The sequence below is a fragment of the Streptomyces sp. NPDC058279 genome (assembly GCF_042881255.1).
Classification (GTDB): Bacteria; Actinomycetota; Actinomycetes; order Streptomycetales; family Streptomycetaceae; genus Streptomyces.
This window is the reverse complement of record NZ_JBHVYA010000004.1, coordinates 201,853-220,381: the sequence shown is the minus strand read 5'-3', so window position 1 is coordinate 220,381 and position 18,529 is coordinate 201,853. Positions and strand designations below refer to the sequence as shown.

The window sequence follows — 18,529 nt, the reverse complement described above, 5'->3', positions numbered from 1 at the left end:
CGTGGCCGGTATAGGTTGGCATCCGGATCTGCGACGAGAGATCCGTGACGAGAGAAGGCGACGTATGAACTTCGGACCGCTTCCCTCGGTGGGCGCCGCCGAGGTGCCCTCCGAAGGCTTTGTCCTGGACGTCCGTGAGGACGACGAATGGGCGGCCGGGCATGTCGAGGGCGCGCTGCACATCCCGATGAGCGACTTCGTGGCCCGCTTCGGCGAGCTCACCGAGGCCCTGGAGTCCGTCGAGGACGGCGGCCGGGTCCACGTGATGTGCCGGGTGGGCGGGCGTTCCGCGCAGGTCACCCAGTACCTCGTCCGGCAGGGCATCGACGCCGTGAACATCGACGGCGGCATGCAGGCATGGGACGGCGCCCGGCGCCCGATGGTCAGCGAGAGCGGCAACCCGCCGTTCGTGCTGTAAGCCTTCGCGCTGCGACCGGGCCTGTGCCCCGGTCCGGGCCACGGCCCGGGAGCGGCCGGCCCGTCCGGTCAGCCGAGGGGGTGGGCGGCCAGGAGGTCGCCCAGCGCCTCCTCGTGCGCGGCGGCCGGTCCGAGCTGGAGTTCCAATTGCTTGGCCCAGGCGTGGTAGCGGTGCAGCGGGTAGTCGGTATCGGCGCCGAAGCCGCCGTGCAGGTGCTGGGCGGTCTGCACGACCCGACGCACGCCCTCGGACGCCCAGATCTTGGCCACGGCGACGTCACCGGCGATCGGCAGCGGTCCCCCCGCGCCCGCTGCCGCGCTCTCCGACCTCCAGGCCGCCTGCCAGAGGGTGACCTCCATGGCGCGCAGGTCGATGTACCGGTCCGCCGCCTGGACGGCAACGGCTTGGAACGTGGCGATCGGGAAACCGAACTGCTCCCGCTTCCCCGTGTACTGCCCGGTCATGGCGAGGACGGCCTCGCCGAGACCCAGCGCGAGGGCGCACGTCCCGGTCGCCAGCAACCGGTGGAGCAGTTGCCATGCCGCAGGGTCCTCGATGACGTGCGTGCCCGGCACGCCCACCCCGTCCAGGGTGAGGTGGGCGAGCCGTTCCCCGCTGGTCGAATACTGGTCCGCGAGGGTCAGCCCCTCGGTGACACGGGGAACCAGCGCGAGGACCGCCGCCCCCTCCCCCGTGTGGGCGGGTACGGCGATCCAGTCGGCGCTCTGCGCCCAAGGGACCGAGGTCTGGACCCCGTTCAGCACCCAGTGCGAGCCGTCGGGGCGGGCCGTGACGGCGAGTTCGGCCGGGTCGTGGCCGGTGCGGCCGTGGGCGGCGGCGGTGAGGACGAGGTCCCCACGGCCGGCTGCGGGGAGCAGGGCGGCGGCCAGGTCCCGGCCGCCGTGGGCCTGGACCGCCATGGCGGTGGCGCAGTGCTCCAGCAACGGTACGCGGGCCAGCACCTTCGCCGCCTCGCGCAGCACCAGGCAGAGCGCGATGGTGTCGAGCCCGGCCCCGCCGTGTTCCTCGGCGAGGATCAGGCTCAGCAGGTCCGACGCGGCCAGCCGGGCCCACAGTGGCCGGTCGAAGTCGTCGGCCACCGCTCCCGGGGTGAGCGCGGGGCTCGGGACGCCGTCGGGCGAGACGTCCGCGAACACGGCCTTGGCCGCTTCGACGGCGGCCTGTTGCTCCTCGGTGAAGGTGAAGTCCACTGCCTGTCCTCCCGGGTGACCACCGGACCGTGTCGCGTCGGAGCCGCGCTCGGATCTGACGGAGCGTCAAGATAGAGCAGACTCCGCGAAATGCCCAGGCCGAGGAAGCGGTTCGTGGCAGCCCGGTCTGTGGCAGCCCGGTCTGTGGCAGCCCGGGCTGGGGACCGGGAGGACCGGTCCGTCAGCGGTCGAAGTCGATCTCGACTTCCTCCGTCACCGCGTGGGACTGGCACGCCAGCACGAAGCCGGCCTCCGTCTCTTCCGCCTCCAGCGCGAAGTTGCGGTCCATCCGCACCTCACCCGACACCAGGAACGCCCGACAGGTCCCGCAGACGCCGCCCTTGCAGGCGTACGGCGCGTCCGCGCGGTTGCGCAGCACGGCGTCCAGCAGGGACTCGCCGTCCTGGACCGGCCAGGTCCCCGAGCGACCGTCGAGCCGGGCGGTGACCCGGCCCCGAGAGGCGGCGGCGGAGGGTGCCCGTCCCGCGGCGGGCGGCGCGGTGTCCTCGACGTGGAAGATCTCCTCGTGCACCCGGGTCCGGGCGACCCCCAGGGCGTGCAGCGCCCGCTCGGCGCCCTGCACCAGCCCGTACGGGCCGCACAGGAACCAGCCCGTCACCTCCGCGACGGGCAGCAGCGCCGGCAACAGGGCGGTCAGTCGCGGCTCGTCCAGCCGACCGGACGGCAGCCCGGCCTCCTGCTCTTCCCGGGACAGCACCGTGACGAGGTGGAACCGGTCGGGGTAGCGGTCCTTGAGGTCGGCGACCTCTTCCAGGAACATCGTCGACGCCGCCGTACGGTCGCTGCGCACCAGGCAGAACCGGGCGTCCGGGCGGGCCGCCAGCAGGGAGGCGGCGATCGACAGCACCGGGGTGATGCCGCTGCCGCCGACGATCGCCGCGTAGTGCGCGGCGGCGGGCGCCGCGGCCGGGTCCAGGACGAACCGTCCGGCCGGGACCATCACGTCCAGGACGTCCCCGGCGGCGATCTCCTTGTGCGCGAACGTGGAGAACTCGCCGCCCTCCACCAGCCGCACGCCGACCCGCAGCCGCGCGGGACCCACCTCGTCCGGGGCGGGGGAGCAGATCGAGTAGGTGCGGCGGACCTCGGAGCCCTCGGGGGTGCCGCGGCGCAGCGTCAGGTGCTGGCCCGGCGCGTGCCGGTACTCGGCCCGCAGTTCCTCCGGGACCCGCAGGGTCAGGGCCACCGAGTCGTCGGTGAGCCGATCGACCGCCGCCACCGTGAGGGCGTGGAAAGCGCCGTGGCGCGCGGGACGCGGCGCCCCCGCAGGGGACGACTGCGTGGGCGACGGCGGCGGCACGGCCATTACAGCTCCTTGAAGTGGTCGAACGGTTCACGGCAGGCGACGCAGCGGCGCAACGCCTTGCACGCGGTGGAGGAGAACCGGCTGAGCAGTTCGGTGTCGGTCGATCCACAGTGCGGGCAGCGGACCGACAGCGTGAGCGGGACGGGGCCGCCCGCGGCGTGCGGGCGCGGCGGGGCGATCCCGAATTCGGCGAGCTTGCGCCGGCCCTCGGCGCTGATGTCGTCGGTCGACCAGGCGGGGGCCAGCACGGTGGTCACCCGGACTCCGGGGATGCCGTGCCCGGTCAGGAGCCGCTCGATGTCGGCGGACATGGCCTCGATCGCCGGGCAGCCGGTGTAGGTCGGGGTGAGCATGACCTCGGCGTGGCCGTCCTCGTGCATCCGGACGCCGCGCATGACGCCGAGCTCGGCGAGGGTCAGGACGGGCAGCTCGGGGTCGGGGACGGAGCCGGCCAGCTCCGCGAGCTCCGCCTCCAGACGGGTCGTCCCATCACCCGTGCCCGTGCCCATGCCCGCCGCCTTTCCCGGGCCGGGGGCCGCGTCGGTCACCATGACGCCCCCGGATGGCTGCGGTGCAGGTGCTGCATCTCCGCCAGCATCCGGCCGAACGGCTCGGTGTGCAGCCCCTGCCGACCGGCGCCGGCGGTCCAGGCCCCCGTACGCGGTCCGGCGGGAAGGGTGAGCCCGGCGCGCTCCAGGACCGCTCCGAGCGTGGCGAGCCAGCGCTCTTCCAAGGCGGTCCACTCGACGCCTTCGAGCCCGTCCACCGGCTGGAACATCTCGCCGGTGTACTTCCACAGCGCGTCCAGCGCGGCCCGTATCCGGGCGTGGCTCTCCTGCGTGCCGTCGCCGAGCCGGAGCGTCCACTGCTCGGCGTGGTCGCGGTGGTACGCGGTCTCCTTGACGGCCTTGGCCGCCAGGGGGGCGAACGGGCCGTCGGTAGCGGCCAGTTCCGTGTAGAGCTCGTGCTGGTACAGCGAGAAGTAGAGCTGCCGGGCGATGGTGTGCGCGAAGTCGCCGTTGGGCTGCTCGACCAGTTGGAGGTTGCGGAAGGAGCGTTCCTCGCGGAGGAACGCCAGCTCGTCCTCGTCGCCGGCCATGGACAGCAGCAGACGGGCCTGGCCCAACAGGTCGAGGGCGATGTTGGCGAGCGCGACCTCTTCCTCCAGGACGGGCGCGTGGCCCGCCCATTCGCCGAGGCGGTGGGAGAGGATCAGCGCGTCGTCCCCGAGGGCGAGGGCGGCCGACCGGACGACTTCGCCGCCGGTCACGGCGCCGGTCACGGCACCGCTCACCTCGCCGGTCACGGGGGTGTTCGCAGGGCTGTTCACAGGTGGCGCACCCCCTCGGGGATCTCGTAGAAAGTGGGGTGCCGGTACGGCTTGTCGCCGGCCGGGGCGAAGAACGGGTCCCGCTCGTCCGGCGAGGAGGCGGTGATCTCGGTGGAGGGCACCACCCAGATCGAGACGCCTTCGTTCCGCCGCGTGTAGAGGTCACGGGCGTTGCGCAGGGCCATCTCCGCGTCCGGGGCGTGCAGGCTTCCCGCGTGCGTGTGCGAGAGGCCGCGCCGCGAGCGGACGAACACCTCCCACAGCGGCCAGTTCTGCGTCATGCCTGTGTCTCCTCGTGGTTCGTCGCCGAGTCTCCGGCGTGCTCTGCCGTGGTGCCGTCTACCGGCCGGGCGGCCGGACGCGCGTGCTTCGCCGCGTACGCCGCGGCCGCGTCCCGTACCCAGGCGCCTTCCTCGTGGGCCGTGCGCCGCTGATCGAGGCGCTGTTCGTTGCACGGGCCGTTGCCCTTGAGCACGTTCCAGAACTCGGCCCAGTCGATCGCGCCGAAGTCGTAGTGGCCGCGCTCCTCGTTCCACTTGAGGTCCGGGTCGGGCAGGGTCAGCCCCAGCGATTCGGCCTGCGGCACGGCGATGTCCACGAAGCGCTGGCGCAGCTCGTCGTTCGAGTGGCGCTTGATCCGCCAGGCCATGGACTGCGCCGAGTGCGCCGACTCCCCGTCCGGCGGGCCGAACATCATCAACGAGGGCCACCACCAGCGGTCGACGGCGTCCTGGGCCATGGCGTGCTGGGCCTCGGTGCCCTTCGACAGGGCCAGGAGCAGCTCGTACCCCTGGCGCTGGTGGAAGGACTCCTCCTTGCAGATGCGGACCATGGCGCGCGCGTACGGACCGTAGGAGCAGCGGCAGATCGGCACCTGGTTGGTGATGGCGGCCCCGTCCACGAGCCAGCCGATCGCGCCGACATCGGCCCAGGTCAGAGTGGGGTAATTGAAGATCGAGGAGTATTTCTGCTTCCCCGAGTGGAGCTTGTCGAGCAGTTCGTCCCGACTGGTGCCGAGCGTCTCGGCGGCGCTGTAGAGGTACAGGCCGTGGCCGGCCTCGTCCTGGACCTTGGCCATCAGGATCGCCTTGCGGCGCAGCGAGGGCGCGCGGGTGATCCAGTTGGCCTCGGGCTGCATGCCGATGATCTCGGAGTGGGCGTGCTGGGCCATCTGGCGGACCAAGGAGGCGCGGTATTCGTCGGGCATCCAGTCGCGCGGCTCGACGCGCTCGTCCGCCGCCACGGCGGCGTCGAACGCCGCCGCGAGCTGCGCGCCGAGATCGCCGATCTCGCCCGCGGCGCCGGGCCCCGGCTGTGCGGGGCCTGCGCCCAGGCTCGCTTCCTGCCCAGATTCCGGGGTCACTGTGACCATCCCGGCCCCCTGTCAGAGTCTGCTTTCCGCCCGACCGACCGATCGTTCGGTTCATGCTCTTCAATGGTGGGTCGACGGCCCGTAGGGTGTCAACCTCTGTGGGCAACCCTGTGGACGCCGGATGATCGGGACGCGATGGATTCGAACGAGCGAGAGCCCGTGGAACAGGCCGTTCCGTCGCCCGTTCCGCGAACCGGTTCGCCGTCCACTCCGCCGTCCGTTTCGCCGTCCGTTTCGCCGTCCGGCACGGCACCGTCCGGCACGGCGCCGCGTGCCCCCGGCATCGCCGGCCTGTCCACCCCGTACCGGGTGCTCGCGGCGGTGGCCCTCGGCGCGGTCGCCGCGACCGCCTGTACCCACCTGGCGTTCGTGTTCCTGCACGTGGCACCGTCCAACACGGTGAGCAAACGGCACGCGGCGGCCATCGACGACTGGATCTACCCCGAGTTCGAACAGAACTGGAAGCTCTTCGCGCCCAACCCGCTCCAACAGAACATCGCGGTGCAGGTCAGGGCCCAGGTGCGGACGGCGGGCGGCGAACTGACCACCAGCGACTGGCGCGACCTGTCGGCCGAGGACGGTGCGGCCATCCGACACGATCCGTTGCCGAGCCACACCCGGCAGAACGAGCTCCGGCGGGCCTGGGACTTCTTCACCGGCTCCCACGACGACGACAACAAGCCGAACGGCGAACGCGGCGAGCTGTCGGAGGCGTACCTGCGGCGGATCGCCCTGGACCGGCTGGCGGGGACGCGGCGCGGTGGCGACCGCGTCGTACGGATCCAACTGCGCTCGGCGACGACGGCGGTCGCGGCGCCGAAGTGGAGCGAGGAGCGCACCGACACCCGGACGTACTACCGGGAGCTGCCGTGGTGGACGGTCTGAGCCGGGCGCGGGCCGCGGCCGGGCGGGGCCTGGCCAAGGTCACCGGGGAGGCGCTGGGCCCGTACCAGAGCGCGGTCGTACGGATCGGCTTCGCCGGGACGTGGCTGTTCTTCCTGCTGCGCGAGTTCCCGAACCGGCACGAGCTGTACGGGCCGGACGGCCCGTGGAGCTGGGCGCTGGCGAAGCGGCTGATCGCCTCGAACCACGCGTTCACCGTGCTGATGTGGTCGGACGCGACATGGTGGTTCGAGACCGTCTACGTCGTTTCCGTGCTCGCGAGCGCGCTGCTGGTGCTGGGCTGGCGGACGCGGGCCACGTCCGTGGTGTTCATGGTGGGGGTGCTCTCGCTGCAGAACCGCAGTGTGTTCATGGGGGACGGCGGGGACAACGTCATCCACCTGATGGCGATCTACCTGGTGCTGACGCGGTGTGCGCGGGTGTGGTCGCTGGACGCGCGGCGGGCGGCGCGCGGCGGGGGCACGGCCGGGGCGGCGGTCGGGGCGTGGGGGCCGGTGCTGTGGGGTGGGCTGGGGGCGGTGTTCGGCTACGGGGCGCTGGCCGGACGGTTCGGCGCGCTGTGGGCGGCGGCGTTCGGGGTGCTGTGGGTAGTGGCGGGGGTGTGGTGGCTGGCCGAGCGGTACGCCCCCGAGGGGGAGGGGCGGGCGGTCCTCGACGTGCTGGCGAACCTGCTGCACAACGCGGGGATGCTGGTGATCATGGCGGAGGTGTGCCTGATCTACGCGACGGCCGGCTGGTACAAGATCCAGGGGTCCCGGTGGCAGGACGGGACGGCGCTGTACTACCCGCTGGGGCTGGACTACTTCGCCCCGTGGCCGGGGCTGTCGGCGCTGCTCGCGGGGAGCGGGACCGTGGTGATGCTGCTGACCTACGGGACGGTGGTGGTGCAGGTCGCGTTCCCGTTCACGCTGTTCAACCGGCGGATCAAGAACGTGCTGCTGGGGCTGATGATGCTGGAGCACGTCGGGATCGCGGTGGTGTTGGGGCTGCCGTTCTTCTCGTTGGCGATGATCGCGGCGGATGCGGTGTTCTTGCCGACGGGGTTCTTGGTGTGGCTGGGCGCGGCTGCGGGTGCGACGGCGCGGGCGCGGCGGCGGAGGGTCGGGGCGGTGGCGGTCGCCGAGGCCGGGACGGAGGCGCTGGTCCGCTGAGGGTGCGGTGCCCTGCGGGCCGTGTGCCGGGGCTCCGCCCCGGGCCCCGCGCCTCAAGCGCCGGCGGGGCTGGGGGTGTGGCGGGGTCGGAGGGTGCGGCCCCGCAGGAGTGTGTCGGCCCGGCTGAAGGGTGCCGGTGGGGTTGTCGGGGTGCGGGAGCCGGTGGCGGGCCCGGGGGGTCGTAGGGTCGCGGTATGAGTGAGCGGCTTGGTGGGGGCGATGACGTGGCGCGGGTGTGGCGGGAGGTCGCCGGGCGGGGGGACGTCGTACTCCTCGACGGGTTCCACGCGCTGAAGCACGCCCTGCGCTTCGGCGCCGATGTCCGGGCCGTCGTCGCGGACGACCCCGATGCCGTGCGGGCGCTCGCCGCCGAGCTGGCGCCGGACGTGGAGGCGGAGGTGGCGCGGCTGGTCGCCAAGGCGGAGCTGCGCGCGCTCCTGGGCCGGGTGCACCCCACCGGGGTCGCGGCCCTGGCGGTCAAGCCCGACCGGGCCGAAGGGCGGGCCCGCCTGGAGCGGCTGCCCCGACCCGCGCCCGTCGTCGTACTGGACAACCCCCGCAACCTGGGCAACGTCGGAGCCGTCGTCCGCCTCGCCGCCGGCTTCGGCGCCACCGGCGTCGTCACCCGCGGCGACCTCGACCCCTGGCACCCCAACGTGGTCCGCGCCGGAGCCGGACTGCACTACGCCACCACCGTCGACCGGGTGGACATCGACACCCTGCCCCCGGGGCCGGTGTACGCGCTGGACCCGGAGGGCGAGGACATCCGCGCCCTCACCCTCCCCGACGACGCCCTGCTCGCCTTCGGCTCCGAACGCCACGGCATCTCGCCCGAACTGCGGGCCCGTGCCGACCACCTGGTGTCCCTGCCGATGCGGCCACAGGTGTCCAGCTACAACCTGGCCACCAGCGTGGCGATGACCCTCTTCCACTGGGGAGGACCACCGCCCGCGTAGATCCGGCCCGCTAGCCCCGGCGGCGGACCTCCACCACGCGGAACCGGTTCGCGACGAACGCGCCGTCGCACAGGGCCGCGTTGGCCGCCGGGTTGCCGCCCGAGCCGTGGAAGTCGGAGAACGCCGCGGTCTGGTTCACGTAGACGCCGCCGGTCAGGTTGAGCGACAGCTGCGCCGACTCCTCCAGGCAGACCTCCTCGATGGCCCGCTCGGTGTCGGCGGACGTCGTGTACGCGCCGACCGTCATCGCGCCCTTCTCCCGGACCGTTCGCCGCAGCAGCTCCAAGGCGTCCGCCGTGGAGTCGACCGCCACCGCGAACGACACCGGGCCGAAGCACTCCGACAGGTACGGCGCGGAGTCGTCCGGCTTGGAGCCGTCCAGCTTCACCATCACCGGGGTGCGGACCACCGCGCCGGGGAACTCCGGGTTGGCGACCTCCCGCGAGGCCAGCGCGACCTCACCCAGGCCGGCGGCGGCCTCCAGACGGGCCTGCACGTCCGGGTTGACCAGCGCGCCCAGCAGGGCGTTGGCCCGCGCGTCGTCGCCCAGCAGGCCGCCGACGGAGCCGGCGAGGTCGGCGACGACCTCGTCGTACGTCTTGTGCCCGGCGTCCGTCTCGATGCCGTCCCGCGGGATCAGCAGGTTCTGCGGGGTGGTGCACATCTGGCCGCTGTAAAGGGACAGCGAGAACGCGAGGTTCGACAGCATGCCCTTGTAGTCGTCGGTGGAGTCCACGACGACGGTGTTGACGCCCGCCTTCTCCGTGTACACCTGCGCCTGGCGGGCGTTGGTCTCCAACCACTCGCCGAAGGACGTCGACCCCGTGTAGTCGATCAGCTTGATCTCGGGGCGCAGCGCGAGCGTCTTGGCGATGCCCTCGCCCGGCCGCTCGACCGCCAGCGCGACCAGGTTCGGGTCGAAGCCGGCCTCGGCGAGGACCTCGCGCGCCACCCGCACCGTCAGCGCCAGCGGGAGCACGGCTCGCGGGTGCGGCTTGACCAGGACCGGGTTGCCCGTGGCCAGGGAGGCGAAGAGGCCCGGGTAGCCGTTCCAGGTCGGGAAGGTGTTGCAGCCGATCATCAGGGAGATGCCGCGCGGCACGGCGGTGAAGGTCTTGCCGAGCGCCAGCGGGTCCTTCTTGCCCTGCGGCTTCGACCAGTCGGCCTGCGCCGGGACACGGGTCTGCTCCTCGTAGGCGTACGCGATCGCCTCCAGGCCGCGGTCCTGCGCGTGCGGGCCGCCCGCCTGGAACGCCATCATGAACGCCTGGCCACTGGTGTGCATGACCGCGTGCGCGAACTCGTGGGTGCGGGCGGAGATCCGCGCGAGGATCTCGACGCACACCAGCGCGCGCGCCTCGGGACCCGCGTCGCGCCAGGCGGCCATGCCGGCCCGCATCGCGGGCAGCAGCACGTCCGGATCGGCGTGCGGGTACTCGACGCCGAGGTCCAGGCCGTACGGGGACACCTCCCCGCCGGTCCAGCCGTCGGTGCCGGGCTGCCCGAGGTCGAACCGGGTGCCGCGGACGGCTTCGAACGCCGCGAGACCGTCGGCCGGGGCGGTTTCCCCGTACGCCTTGGGGTGCTCGGGATGCGGGGACCAGTACGCGCGGCTGCGGATGGCCGCGAGCGCCTGGTCCAGGGTGGGCCGGTGCTTCTCGGACAGCTGGGGGAGGGTGAGCTCGGCGGCCATCAGGGACCAACTCCTCGTTGAGCCGGGCGGGATCAGGCTGGTTCACACGATCACCGGAGTGCGGATCGGGGAACCGGATCGGGCAAGGGCGGGTGAAGAAGAGCAGACTGGAGTTAGAGTAACCGAACGATCGGTCGGGACAAGAGGGCCCGGCAAGCCTGTGGATAAGTCGGTGCGGGAGGATCGGGTCATGACAGCAATCGAGCGGTCCCGCACAGTGGCGGTCATCGGCGCCGGCACGATGGGGCAGGGCATCGCCCAGGTCGCCCTTCTCGCAGGTCACCGCGTGCTGATCCACGACATCGACGCCGACGCGGCCCGCGCCGGCGTCGACCAGGTCCGCGACCGCGTCGAGCGGCTGGTCGCCAAGGGCCGACTGGAACGGGCCGACGCGGACGACGCGAACGGCCGGATCAACGCGGCCCAGGCCCTCTCCGAGCTGGCGGACGCCGCGCTCGTCGTCGAGGCGGTCGTCGAGGACGTCACCGTCAAGCGGCGACTCTTCGCGGCACTCGAAGGGGTGGTTTCGCCGGACGCCCTGCTGGCGACCAACACCTCGTCCCTCTCCGTCACCGAGCTCGCCGCCGGCCTCGCCCACCCCGGCCGCTTCCTCGGCCTCCACTTCTTCAACCCGGCCCCGCTGCTCCCGCTCGTCGAGGTGGTCAGTGGTTTCGCGACCGACCCGGCCGCCGCCGAGCGCGCGTACGAGACGGCCCTGGGCTGGGGCAAGACGCCGGTCCGCTGCGCCGACACACCCGGCTTCATCGTCAACCGGATCGCCCGCCCCTTCTACGCCGAGGCGTTCGCGGTGTACGAGGAGCGGGGCGCGGACCCGGCGACCATCGACGCCGTGCTCCGCGAGAGCGGCGGCTTCAAGATGGGCCCGTTCGAGCTGACCGACCTGATCGGCCAGGACGTCAACGAGGCCGTCACCCGCTCCGTCTGGGACTCGTTCTTCCGCAGCCCCAAGTTCACCCCCTCGCTCGCGCAGCGCCGGCTCGTCCAGTCGGGCCGGCTCGGCCGCAAGTCGGGTCACGGCTGGTTCCCCTACGGCCCGGACGCCACGCCCCCGCGTCCGCACACCGCCGGTCCCGAGGAGGCGCCAGCCAAGGTCACCGTCGTCGGCGACCTCGGCCCCGCGGCCGGTCTCGTCGACCTCCTGGAGGAGGCGGGCATCGCGGTCACGGCCACCGGGCACGGGGGCCCGTACATCCAGTTGCCCGGCGAGGGGCAGCTCGTGCTCGCGGACGGCAAGACCGCGGTCGAGTTCGCGGACGTCGTCTACTTCGACCTCGCGCTCGACTACCGCGAGGCCACCCGCGTCGCGCTCGCCGCCGGCGAGGACACCAGCGAGCGCACCCTCGCGGAGGCCGTCGGCCTCTTCCAGAAGCTCGGCAAGGACGTCTCCGTCATCGGTGACGTGCCCGGCATGATCGTCGCCCGGACCGTCGCGATGCTGATCGACCTGACGGCCGACGCCGTGGCGCGCGGCGTGGCCACCGCCGCGGACATCGACACCGCGATGCGGCTCGGCGTCAACTACCCGCTGGGGCCGTCCGCCTGGCACGAGCGCCTCGGCCGCGACTGGGCGTACGACCTGCTGCACCACCTCGACGAGCGCTGCCCGGGCGGCCGGTACGCGCCCTCCCTGGCGCTGTTCAAGCTCGGCTACGCGGAGGACGAGGACGGGCTCGGGGACGGATTCGGGGACGAGACCGGCGAGGCGCTCGGGGCCGGGACGGGTCACGGGATCGGGGACGACATCCGGGGGGACGCCCAGTGACCACCGCCAGGCGTGACACGTACACCCCCGAGACGCTGCTCACCGTCGCCGTCCAGGTGTTCAACGAGCGCGGCTACGACGGCACCTCGATGGAGCACCTCTCCAAGGCCGCGGGCATCTCCAAGTCCTCGATCTACCACCACGTCGCCGGCAAGGAGGAGCTGCTCCGCAGGGCGGTCAGTCGCGCCCTCGACGGGCTCTTCGCCGTCCTGGAGGAGCCGGGCGCGCTCCGCGGCCGAGCGGTGGAGCGGGTCGAGTACGTCACGCGGCGCACGGTAGAGGTGCTGCTGGCCGAACTGCCCTACGTGACGCTGCTGCTGCGGGTCCGGGGCAACACGCGCACCGAGCGCTGGGCGCTGGAGCGCCGGCGCGAGTTCGACCACGCGGTGGCCGACCTGCTGAAGGCCGCCGCGGCCGAGGGCGACCTGCGCACGGACGTGGACAGCCGGCTCGCCACCCGCCTGCTGTTCGGCATGGTCAACTCCCTCGTCGAGTGGTACCGCCCCTACCCGGGCGCGGACCACTCCCAGCTGGCGGACGCCGTCGTGCACATGGCCTTCGACGGACTGCGCACGAGCACGACCTGACCGATCGGCGACGGGCTCGGCCCGGCCCGGCCCGTGGTCGCTCGCCGACCGTGCGGCCCTCGATCGATCGCCGCCCGGTCCCCGATCGGCCGCATGGCGTCCGCCGCCACCTGAACGGCTCCGTCCGTGCGGCGCCCGCCGGCCGCCGCGGTGACGATGGCCGCATGCCCCTGGACCCGGACATCGCCGCGCTCATGCACCGCCTCGGCGTCGCCGGGCCGCCGCCCGGCCCGCCGCCGGGCATGGCCGAGCGGCGGTCCGGCAACCGGCGGCTCGCGCTCGCCGTCGCGCCCGACCCACCGCTCGCCGTGGGCTCCGTCGCGGACGACACCCTCGCCGGGGTCCCCGTAAGGATCTACCGCCCGCGGCCCGCGGGACCCGCCCCGGCGGTCGTCTTCTGTCACGGCGGCGGGTTCATCGTCGGTGACCTGGAAACCCACGACGCGGTCTGCCGCCGCCTGTGCCGCGACGTGGAGGCGGTCGTGGTCGCCGTCGACTACCGGCTCGCGCCCGAGCACCCCTTCCCGGCCGCCTACGAGGACTGCCTCGCCGTAGCCCGGGACGTCGCCGGCCACCCCGAGCGCTTCGGCGGCGGCAGCGGTGTGTTCGCCCTCGCGGGGGACAGCGCGGGCGCCAATCTCGCCGCCGCCGTCGCCGCGGCCCTGCGCGACGCCGGCACACCGGTCGCCGCCCAGTTGCTGGCGTACCCCGTCACCGACCTGACCGGCCGCGGCGGCTACCCGTCGATGGAGGAGAACGCCACCGGCTATGTGCTGACCACGGCGGAGATCGAGGACGACATCCTGCTCTACGTCGGCGACGACCCCGCAACCGCCGCGGACGGCCGGGCCTCGCCGCTGCTCGCCGAGGACCACCGGGACCTGGCCCCGGCGGTGATCGGCGTCGGGGAGTTCGACCCGCTGCGGGACCAGGTACTGGCCTACGCCCGGGCCCTGGAGGCCGCGGGCGTCGCCGTGCGCTCACACCACTACCCCGGCCTCGTCCACGGTTTCCTGAACTACGACGCCCTCGTGCCGGCGGCGGACGCGGCCGTCGCGGAACTCTTCGGCGAGCTGCGCGCCCTCGTCCGGCCTACGGCTGCTCCTGCGGCTCCGACTACGGCTGCTCCTCGGTGAGCGGGGGGAGCGGGTTGAGCGAGGCGAGGGCCGGGCCCCCGGCCGGGCCGGGCTCCAACAGATCCGTTTCCTCGAACACCAGCAGCGTGCGCGTGGACAGCACTTCCGGGATCGACTGGAGGCGGGTGAGGACCAGCTCGCGCAGGGTCCGGTTGTCCGGGGTGTGCACCAGCAGGAGCACGTCGAAGTCGCCGCTGACCAGGGCGATGTGCGCGGCGCCCGGGAGCTCGCGGAGCTTCTCGCGGACCGTGCGCCACGAGTTCTGGACGATCTTCAACGTGATGTACGCCGATGCGCCCTGACCCGCGCGTTCGTGGTTCACCCGGGCCGTGAAGCCCTGGATCACGCCGTCGTCGATGAGCCGGTTGATCCGCGCGTAGGCGTTGGCCCGGGATACGTGGACCTGCTCGGCGACCGACCGTATCGAGGCCCGGCCGTCCGCCTGGAGCAGCCGCAGGATCGACCGGTCGATCGGGTCCAAGGGCCGGGGCGGGACGGGTGGGGCGGACGCGGCGGAGGACGGCGAGGAGGACGGCGAGGAGGACGCGGCGGCGGCGCCGGGTGGTGGTCCGGACGGGGTGGGCGGTGCGGGAGGGGCCCCTTTGGCGCCTCCGGGCGGGACGGGTCCGGCGCCCCCCTCGGAGCCCGCCGCGGCCATTTGTTCATCCGGCATTGCCCACTGCCTCCCTCTCCTGGACGTCCTGCATCCATCCCACGGCCCCGACGCCACTTTGTCCACAGCCTGGAGGTGCCTGTAGCCAAATTGCGCAGACAACCGAACAATCGGTAGGTGAGGGGCCTCACACCCGGGGCACTCATGCCCGCTTCCTACGAGGAGGTGTACGCCGCCATGACGGTCCAAGAGCTGCCCGGTGCCGGGGCGTCCCACCGTTCGACCCCGCCGCCCGCCTGGAGGCCGCGCAAGGACGCCGCCGCGCTGCTCCCGGACCCCGAGCCCTACCGTGTGCTGGGCACTCCGGCGGCGGACAAGCTCGATGCCGGGCTGATGCGCCGGTACTACGCCGAGCTGGTGCGCGGACGCCGCTACAACGCCCAGGCCACCGCGCTCACCCGACAGGGGCGGCTCGCCGTCTACCCGTCCACCGTGGGCCAGGAGGCGTGCGAGATCGCCGCCGCGCTGGTCCTGGAGGACCGGGACTGGCTCTTCCCCAGCTACCGGGACACCCTGGCGGCCGTGGCGCGCGGCCTGGACCCCGTACAGGCGCTGACCCTGCTGCGCGGCGACTGGCACACGGGCTACGACCCGCGCGAGCACCGCATAGCCCCGCTGAGCACCCCGCTCGCCACCCAGCTGCCGCACGCCGTGGGCCTGGCGCACGCCGCCCGGCTGCGCGGGGACGACGTGGTCGCGCTGGCCATGGTCGGCGACGGCGGCACCAGCGAGGGCGACTTCCACGAGGCGCTGAACTTCGCCGCCGTGTGGCAGGCGCCAGTGGTCTTCCTGGTCCAGAACAACGGCTTCGCGATATCCGTCCCGCTCGCCAAGCAGACCGCGGCCCCGACCCTGGCCCACAAGGCCGTCGGGTACGGGATGCCCGGCCGGCTGGTCGACGGGAACGACATCGCCGCGATGCACGAGGTGCTGACCGAGGCCGTCGAGCGGGCGCGCTCGGGCGGCGGTCCGACGCTGATCGAGGCGGTCACCTACCGGATCGAGGCGCACACCAACGCCGACGACGCGACGCGCTACCGCACGGACGCGGAGGTCGAGGCGTGGAAGGCGCACGACCCGGTGGCGCTGCTGGAGCGCGAGCTGACCTCGCGCGGGCTGCTGGACGCGGAGGGCATACAGGTGGCCAAGGACGCGGCCGAGGCGATGGCGGCGGCCCTGCGGGACGCGATGAACGCCGAGCCGGTGCTCGACCCGATGGACCTCTTCGCGCACGTCTACGCGGAGCAGACCGGGCGGCTGCGCGAGCAGGCGGAGCTGCTGCGCGCCGAACTGGAAGCGGAGAACGAGTGATGGCGACGGTGGCGGTGCGGCCGGAGACGAAGCCGGCGACCATGGCGCAGGCCCTCGGCAGGGCGATGCGCGACGCGATGGCCGAGGACCCGACGGTCCACGTGATGGGCGAGGACGTCGGCACGCTCGGCGGGGTCTTCCGGATCACGGACGGCCTCGCGAAGGAATTCGGCGAGGACCGCTGTACGGACACCCCGCTCGCGGAGGCCGGAATCCTGGGCGCCGCGGTGGGCATGGCCATGTACGGGCTGCGGCCGGTCGTGGAGATGCAGTTCGACGCGTTCGCGTACCCGGCCTTCGAGCAGCTGATCTCGCACGTGGCGAAGATGCGCAACCGGACGCGGGGCGCGATGCCGCTGCCGATCACCATCCGCGTGCCGTACGGCGGCGGGATCGGCGGGGTGGAGCACCACAGCGACTCCTCCGAGGCGTACTACGTGGCGACGCCCGGCCTGACCGTGGTCACGCCGGCGACCGTCGAGGACGCGTACGGACTGCTGCGCGCGTCCATCGCGAGCGATGACCCGGTGGTGTTCCTGGAGCCGAAGCGGCTGTACTGGTCGAAGGCGCCGTGGTCGCCCGATGCGCCGGCGGAGGTTCCGGGCATCGGCAAGGCGCTGGTGCGGCGGGCGGGCACGAGCGCGACGCTGATCACCTACGGGCCGTCCCTGCCGGTGTGCCTGGAGGCCGCCGAGGCGGCGCGCGAGGAGGGCTGGGACCTGGAGGTCGTGGACCTGCGCTCGCTGGTCCCGTTCGACGAGGAGACGGTGGTCGCGTCGGTACGTCGGACAGGGCGCGCGGTGGTGGTCCACGAGGCCGGGGGCTTCGGCGGGCCGGGCGCGGAGATCGCCGCCCGCGTGACGGAGCGGTGCTTCCACCACCTTGAGGCGCCGGTGCTGCGGGTGACGGGGTTCGACATCCCTTACCCGCCCCCGATGTTGGAGAAGCACCACCTGCCGGGCGTGGACCGGATCCTGGACACCGTGGGACGCCTGCAGTGGGAGAACTGATGCCGCAGGTACTGGAGTTCAAGCTGCCCGACCTCGGAGAGGGACTGACCGAGGCGGAGATCGTCCGCTGGCTGGTGGCGGTCGGTGACGTGGTCGAGATCGACCAGCCGGTGGTCGAGGTCGAGACGGCCAAGGCGATGGTGGAGGTGCCGTGCCCGTACGGGGGCGTGGTCACCGCCCGGTTCGGGGAGGAGGGGACCGAACTGCCGGTCGGCGCTCCGCTGATCACGGTGGCGGTGGGTCAGGGTCCGGCGGAGCCGGCGGCCTCTTCGGGGGCGGCGGAGTCGGCGGAGTCGGCCGGCTCGGGCAACGTGCTGGTCGGGTACGGCACGGACCACTCGCGGCCGGCGCGCAGGCGGCGGATCCGGCCCGGGGCGTCGGCCGCCGTGGCTCCGGTGGCTCCGGACCGGGTGGCCGTGGCGCCGGTCGCGATGGCGCCGGTTGCTCCGGCTCCGGCCGCCGTGGCTCCGGTCGCGGTGGGGCCGGTTCCGGTGATCTCGCCGCTCGTACGGAAGCTGGCCCGGGACAACGGGGTCGATCTGCGGGCGCTGCGGGGGTCGGGTCCCGAGGGGCTGATCCTGCGAGCGGACGTGGAGGCGGCGCTGCGGGCGGAGGTCGCGCAGACAACGGAAGCCGCGCCGGTGGCCGCGCCGGTGGCCACCGCCGCGGACGCGGGTGAGCGGATCCCGCTCAAGGGGCTGCGGGGCGCGGTGGCGGAGAAGCTGTCGCGGAGCCGCCGCGAGATCCCGGAGGCCACCTGCTGGGTGGACGCGGACGCCACGGAGCTGATGGCGGCGCGGGCCGCGATGAACGCCGTGGGCGGCCCCAAGATCTCGGTGCTGGCGCTGCTGGCCCGGATCTGCACGGCCGCGCTCGCGAAGTACCCGGAGCTCAACTCCACCGTGGACTTGGCGGCGAAGGAGATCGTCCGGCTCCCGGCCGTGCACCTGGGCTTCGCCGCGCAGACCGAGCGGGGACTGATGGTCCCGGTGGTCCGGGACGCCCAGACGCGCAGTCCCGAGTCCCTGTCGGCGGAGTTCGCCCGGCTCACGGAGCTGGCGCGGGCCGGGAAGCTGGCACCGGCGGACCTCACGGGCGGCACGTTCACGCTGAACAACTACGGCGTGTTCGGGGTCGACGGCTCGACGCCGATCATCAACCACCCCGAGGCGGCCATGCTGGGCGTCGGCCGGATCATCCCGAAGCCGTGGGTACACCGGGGCGAGCTGGCGGTACGGCAGGTGGTGCAGCTGTCGCTCACCTTCGACCACCGGGTCTGCGACGGCGGTACGGCCGGGGGCTTCCTGCGGTACGTGGCCGACTGCGTGGAATCCCCGGCGGTGCTGTTGCGCTCGCTGTAACCCTCCGGGGGAAAACCCGAAGGGCGCGCCGTGCGACCGGGCGCGCCCTTCCGCCGTTTCCTGGCCCGGCTGTCTCGTGTCCCGTCCCGGCGTGTCGCCGGGTGGGCCAGGGGCTGTCGGGGGCCGCCCGCCGTCCCCGCCGGCTCCGGGGCCGCACCCGGGGCCCTCGCTGGGGCGGGGGCCAGGTGGCGTGGCGGAGGATCGCGCGGACGGGGACGGCCGGGGGTGACGCCGTGGGCGTCCGAAACCGTCCGGCCCGGCGGACCGATGCCGAGCGTCCGCTCCGCCGCCGCGCCGTCCATCCGGG

The 18,529-nt window shown here is 73.3% G+C and carries 18 protein-coding genes; 10 read left to right on the top strand and 8 right to left on the bottom strand.

Features of this window, described 5'->3' with window-relative positions:
- The first annotated feature begins 64 nt into the window (after window positions 1-64).
- Window positions 65-418, top strand: coding sequence for a rhodanese-like domain-containing protein (locus ACFVXJ_RS10760; protein ID WP_389661364.1), 354 nt, complete (start codon window positions 65-67; stop codon window positions 416-418).
- Window positions 419-486: 68 nt separating this feature from the next.
- On the opposite strand, the gene ACFVXJ_RS10755 is transcribed toward ACFVXJ_RS10760, so the two are convergent.
- The 6 genes from ACFVXJ_RS10755 to paaA all read right to left on the bottom strand — a co-directional run bounded on the left by ACFVXJ_RS10755 (window position 487) and on the right by paaA (window position 5,658).
- Entirely contained in the window at window positions 487-1,629 is a 1,143-nt protein-coding gene (locus ACFVXJ_RS10755) for an acyl-CoA dehydrogenase family protein (RefSeq protein ID WP_389661362.1), read from the bottom strand.
- Between the two features lie 181 nt (window positions 1,630-1,810).
- Window positions 1,811-2,956, bottom strand: coding sequence for a 2Fe-2S iron-sulfur cluster-binding protein (locus ACFVXJ_RS10750; protein WP_389661360.1), 1,146 nt, complete (start codon window positions 2,954-2,956; stop codon window positions 1,811-1,813).
- A complete protein-coding gene (paaD, locus tag ACFVXJ_RS10745) occupies window positions 2,956-3,465 on the bottom strand; it encodes a 1,2-phenylacetyl-CoA epoxidase subunit PaaD (RefSeq protein ID WP_389661358.1) in 510 nt (169 codons plus the stop codon). Before paaD ends, ACFVXJ_RS10750 begins: the two co-directional genes overlap by 1 nt.
- 35 nt (window positions 3,466-3,500) lie before the next feature.
- A complete protein-coding gene (gene paaC, locus ACFVXJ_RS10740; protein WP_389661569.1) occupies window positions 3,501-4,238 on the bottom strand; it encodes a 1,2-phenylacetyl-CoA epoxidase subunit PaaC in 738 nt (245 codons plus the stop codon).
- 44 nt (window positions 4,239-4,282) lie between these two features.
- Window positions 4,283-4,567, bottom strand: a complete 285-nt coding sequence (paaB, locus tag ACFVXJ_RS10735) for a 1,2-phenylacetyl-CoA epoxidase subunit PaaB (RefSeq protein WP_361312793.1) — start codon at window positions 4,565-4,567, stop codon at window positions 4,283-4,285.
- Window positions 4,564-5,658 carry a 1,2-phenylacetyl-CoA epoxidase subunit PaaA gene (gene paaA, locus ACFVXJ_RS10730; RefSeq protein WP_389661356.1) on the bottom strand — a complete coding sequence of 365 codons (1,095 nt, stop codon included), beginning with the start codon at window positions 5,656-5,658 and terminating at the stop codon, window positions 4,564-4,566. Before paaA ends, paaB begins: the two co-directional genes overlap by 4 nt.
- 135 nt (window positions 5,659-5,793) lie before the next feature.
- On the opposite strand from paaA, the gene ACFVXJ_RS10725 reads away from it, so the two are divergent.
- The 3 genes from ACFVXJ_RS10725 (at window position 5,794) to ACFVXJ_RS10715 (ending at window position 8,668) form a co-directional block, all read left to right on the top strand.
- Complete coding sequence (locus tag ACFVXJ_RS10725; RefSeq protein WP_389661354.1) at window positions 5,794-6,543, top strand: DUF5819 family protein; 750 nt, start codon at window positions 5,794-5,796, stop codon at window positions 6,541-6,543.
- The gene (locus tag ACFVXJ_RS10720; RefSeq protein WP_389661352.1) at window positions 6,528-7,712 is read left to right on the top strand and encodes an HTTM domain-containing protein; all 1,185 of its coding nucleotides are present in this window, start codon (window positions 6,528-6,530) and stop codon (window positions 7,710-7,712) included. Before ACFVXJ_RS10725 ends, ACFVXJ_RS10720 begins: the two co-directional genes overlap by 16 nt.
- 194 nt (window positions 7,713-7,906) lie before the next feature.
- Window positions 7,907-8,668, top strand: coding sequence for a TrmH family RNA methyltransferase (locus tag ACFVXJ_RS10715; RefSeq protein WP_389661350.1), 762 nt, complete (start codon window positions 7,907-7,909; stop codon window positions 8,666-8,668).
- A gap of 10 nt (window positions 8,669-8,678) precedes the next feature.
- On the opposite strand, the gene paaN is transcribed toward ACFVXJ_RS10715, so the two are convergent.
- Window positions 8,679-10,361, bottom strand: a complete 1,683-nt coding sequence (paaN, locus tag ACFVXJ_RS10710; RefSeq protein ID WP_389661348.1) for a phenylacetic acid degradation protein PaaN — start codon at window positions 10,359-10,361, stop codon at window positions 8,679-8,681.
- A gap of 190 nt (window positions 10,362-10,551) precedes the next feature.
- On the opposite strand from paaN, the gene ACFVXJ_RS10705 reads away from it, so the two are divergent.
- The 3 genes from ACFVXJ_RS10705 to ACFVXJ_RS10695 all read left to right on the top strand — a co-directional run bounded on the left by ACFVXJ_RS10705 (window position 10,552) and on the right by ACFVXJ_RS10695 (window position 13,867).
- On the top strand, window positions 10,552-12,144 hold the full coding sequence (locus tag ACFVXJ_RS10705; protein WP_389661346.1) for a 3-hydroxyacyl-CoA dehydrogenase: 1,593 nt from the start codon (window positions 10,552-10,554) through the stop codon (window positions 12,142-12,144).
- Window positions 12,141-12,731, top strand: a complete 591-nt coding sequence (locus ACFVXJ_RS10700; RefSeq protein ID WP_389661344.1) for a TetR/AcrR family transcriptional regulator — start codon at window positions 12,141-12,143, stop codon at window positions 12,729-12,731. The genes ACFVXJ_RS10705 and ACFVXJ_RS10700 overlap by 4 nt, the downstream gene beginning before the upstream one ends.
- A gap of 164 nt (window positions 12,732-12,895) precedes the next feature.
- Complete coding sequence (locus ACFVXJ_RS10695) at window positions 12,896-13,867, top strand: alpha/beta hydrolase (protein WP_389661342.1); 972 nt, start codon at window positions 12,896-12,898, stop codon at window positions 13,865-13,867.
- Here ACFVXJ_RS10695 and ACFVXJ_RS10690 read toward each other — a convergent pair.
- Window positions 13,848-14,540 (bottom strand): Lrp/AsnC family transcriptional regulator, encoded by a 693-nt coding sequence (locus ACFVXJ_RS10690; RefSeq protein WP_389661340.1) that lies wholly within the window; start codon window positions 14,538-14,540, stop codon window positions 13,848-13,850. The two genes, ACFVXJ_RS10695 and ACFVXJ_RS10690, sit on opposite strands and share 20 nt — an antisense overlap.
- Window positions 14,541-14,717: 177 nt before the next feature.
- Here ACFVXJ_RS10690 and pdhA point away from each other — a divergent pair, with 177 nt between their 5' ends.
- From pdhA to ACFVXJ_RS10675, 3 genes are read left to right on the top strand one after another with little or no spacing between them, the layout of a single operon-like run.
- Window positions 14,718-15,851, top strand: a complete 1,134-nt coding sequence (gene pdhA / locus ACFVXJ_RS10685) for a pyruvate dehydrogenase (acetyl-transferring) E1 component subunit alpha (RefSeq protein WP_389661568.1) — start codon at window positions 14,718-14,720, stop codon at window positions 15,849-15,851.
- Window positions 15,851-16,861 (top strand): alpha-ketoacid dehydrogenase subunit beta, encoded by a 1,011-nt coding sequence (locus tag ACFVXJ_RS10680; RefSeq protein WP_389661338.1) that lies wholly within the window; start codon window positions 15,851-15,853, stop codon window positions 16,859-16,861. Before pdhA ends, ACFVXJ_RS10680 begins: the two co-directional genes overlap by 1 nt.
- Window positions 16,861-18,222, top strand: a complete 1,362-nt coding sequence (locus ACFVXJ_RS10675; protein WP_389661336.1) for a dihydrolipoamide acetyltransferase family protein — start codon at window positions 16,861-16,863, stop codon at window positions 18,220-18,222. Before ACFVXJ_RS10680 ends, ACFVXJ_RS10675 begins: the two co-directional genes overlap by 1 nt.
- Window positions 18,223-18,529: the final 307 nt, after the last annotated feature.

Bases quoted from the DNA above. Each gene is read 5' to 3' on its own strand.
- ACFVXJ_RS10695 (WP_389661342.1), top strand. From the start codon at position 12,896: ATGCCCCTGGACCCGGACATCGCCGCGCTCATGCACCGCCTCGGCGTC.
- paaA (WP_389661356.1), bottom strand. From the start codon at position 5,658: ATGGTCACAGTGACCCCGGAATCTGGGCAGGAAGCGAGCCTGGGCGCA.
- ACFVXJ_RS10705 (WP_389661346.1), top strand. From the start codon at position 10,552: ATGACAGCAATCGAGCGGTCCCGCACAGTGGCGGTCATCGGCGCCGGC.
- ACFVXJ_RS10675 (WP_389661336.1), top strand. From the start codon at position 16,861: ATGCCGCAGGTACTGGAGTTCAAGCTGCCCGACCTCGGAGAGGGACTG.
- ACFVXJ_RS10680 (WP_389661338.1), top strand. From the start codon at position 15,851: ATGGCGACGGTGGCGGTGCGGCCGGAGACGAAGCCGGCGACCATGGCG.
- ACFVXJ_RS10750 (WP_389661360.1), bottom strand. From the start codon at position 2,956: ATGGCCGTGCCGCCGCCGTCGCCCACGCAGTCGTCCCCTGCGGGGGCG.
- pdhA (WP_389661568.1), top strand. From the start codon at position 14,718: ATGACGGTCCAAGAGCTGCCCGGTGCCGGGGCGTCCCACCGTTCGACC.
- ACFVXJ_RS10690 (WP_389661340.1), bottom strand. From the start codon at position 14,540: ATGCCGGATGAACAAATGGCCGCGGCGGGCTCCGAGGGGGGCGCCGGA.
- paaN (WP_389661348.1), bottom strand. From the start codon at position 10,361: ATGGCCGCCGAGCTCACCCTCCCCCAGCTGTCCGAGAAGCACCGGCCC.
- paaB (WP_361312793.1), bottom strand. From the start codon at position 4,567: ATGACGCAGAACTGGCCGCTGTGGGAGGTGTTCGTCCGCTCGCGGCGC.
- ACFVXJ_RS10725 (WP_389661354.1), top strand. From the start codon at position 5,794: ATGGATTCGAACGAGCGAGAGCCCGTGGAACAGGCCGTTCCGTCGCCC.
- ACFVXJ_RS10715 (WP_389661350.1), top strand. From the start codon at position 7,907: ATGAGTGAGCGGCTTGGTGGGGGCGATGACGTGGCGCGGGTGTGGCGG.
- paaD (WP_389661358.1), bottom strand. From the start codon at position 3,465: ATGGGCACGGGCACGGGTGATGGGACGACCCGTCTGGAGGCGGAGCTC.
- ACFVXJ_RS10760 (WP_389661364.1), top strand. From the start codon at position 65: ATGAACTTCGGACCGCTTCCCTCGGTGGGCGCCGCCGAGGTGCCCTCC.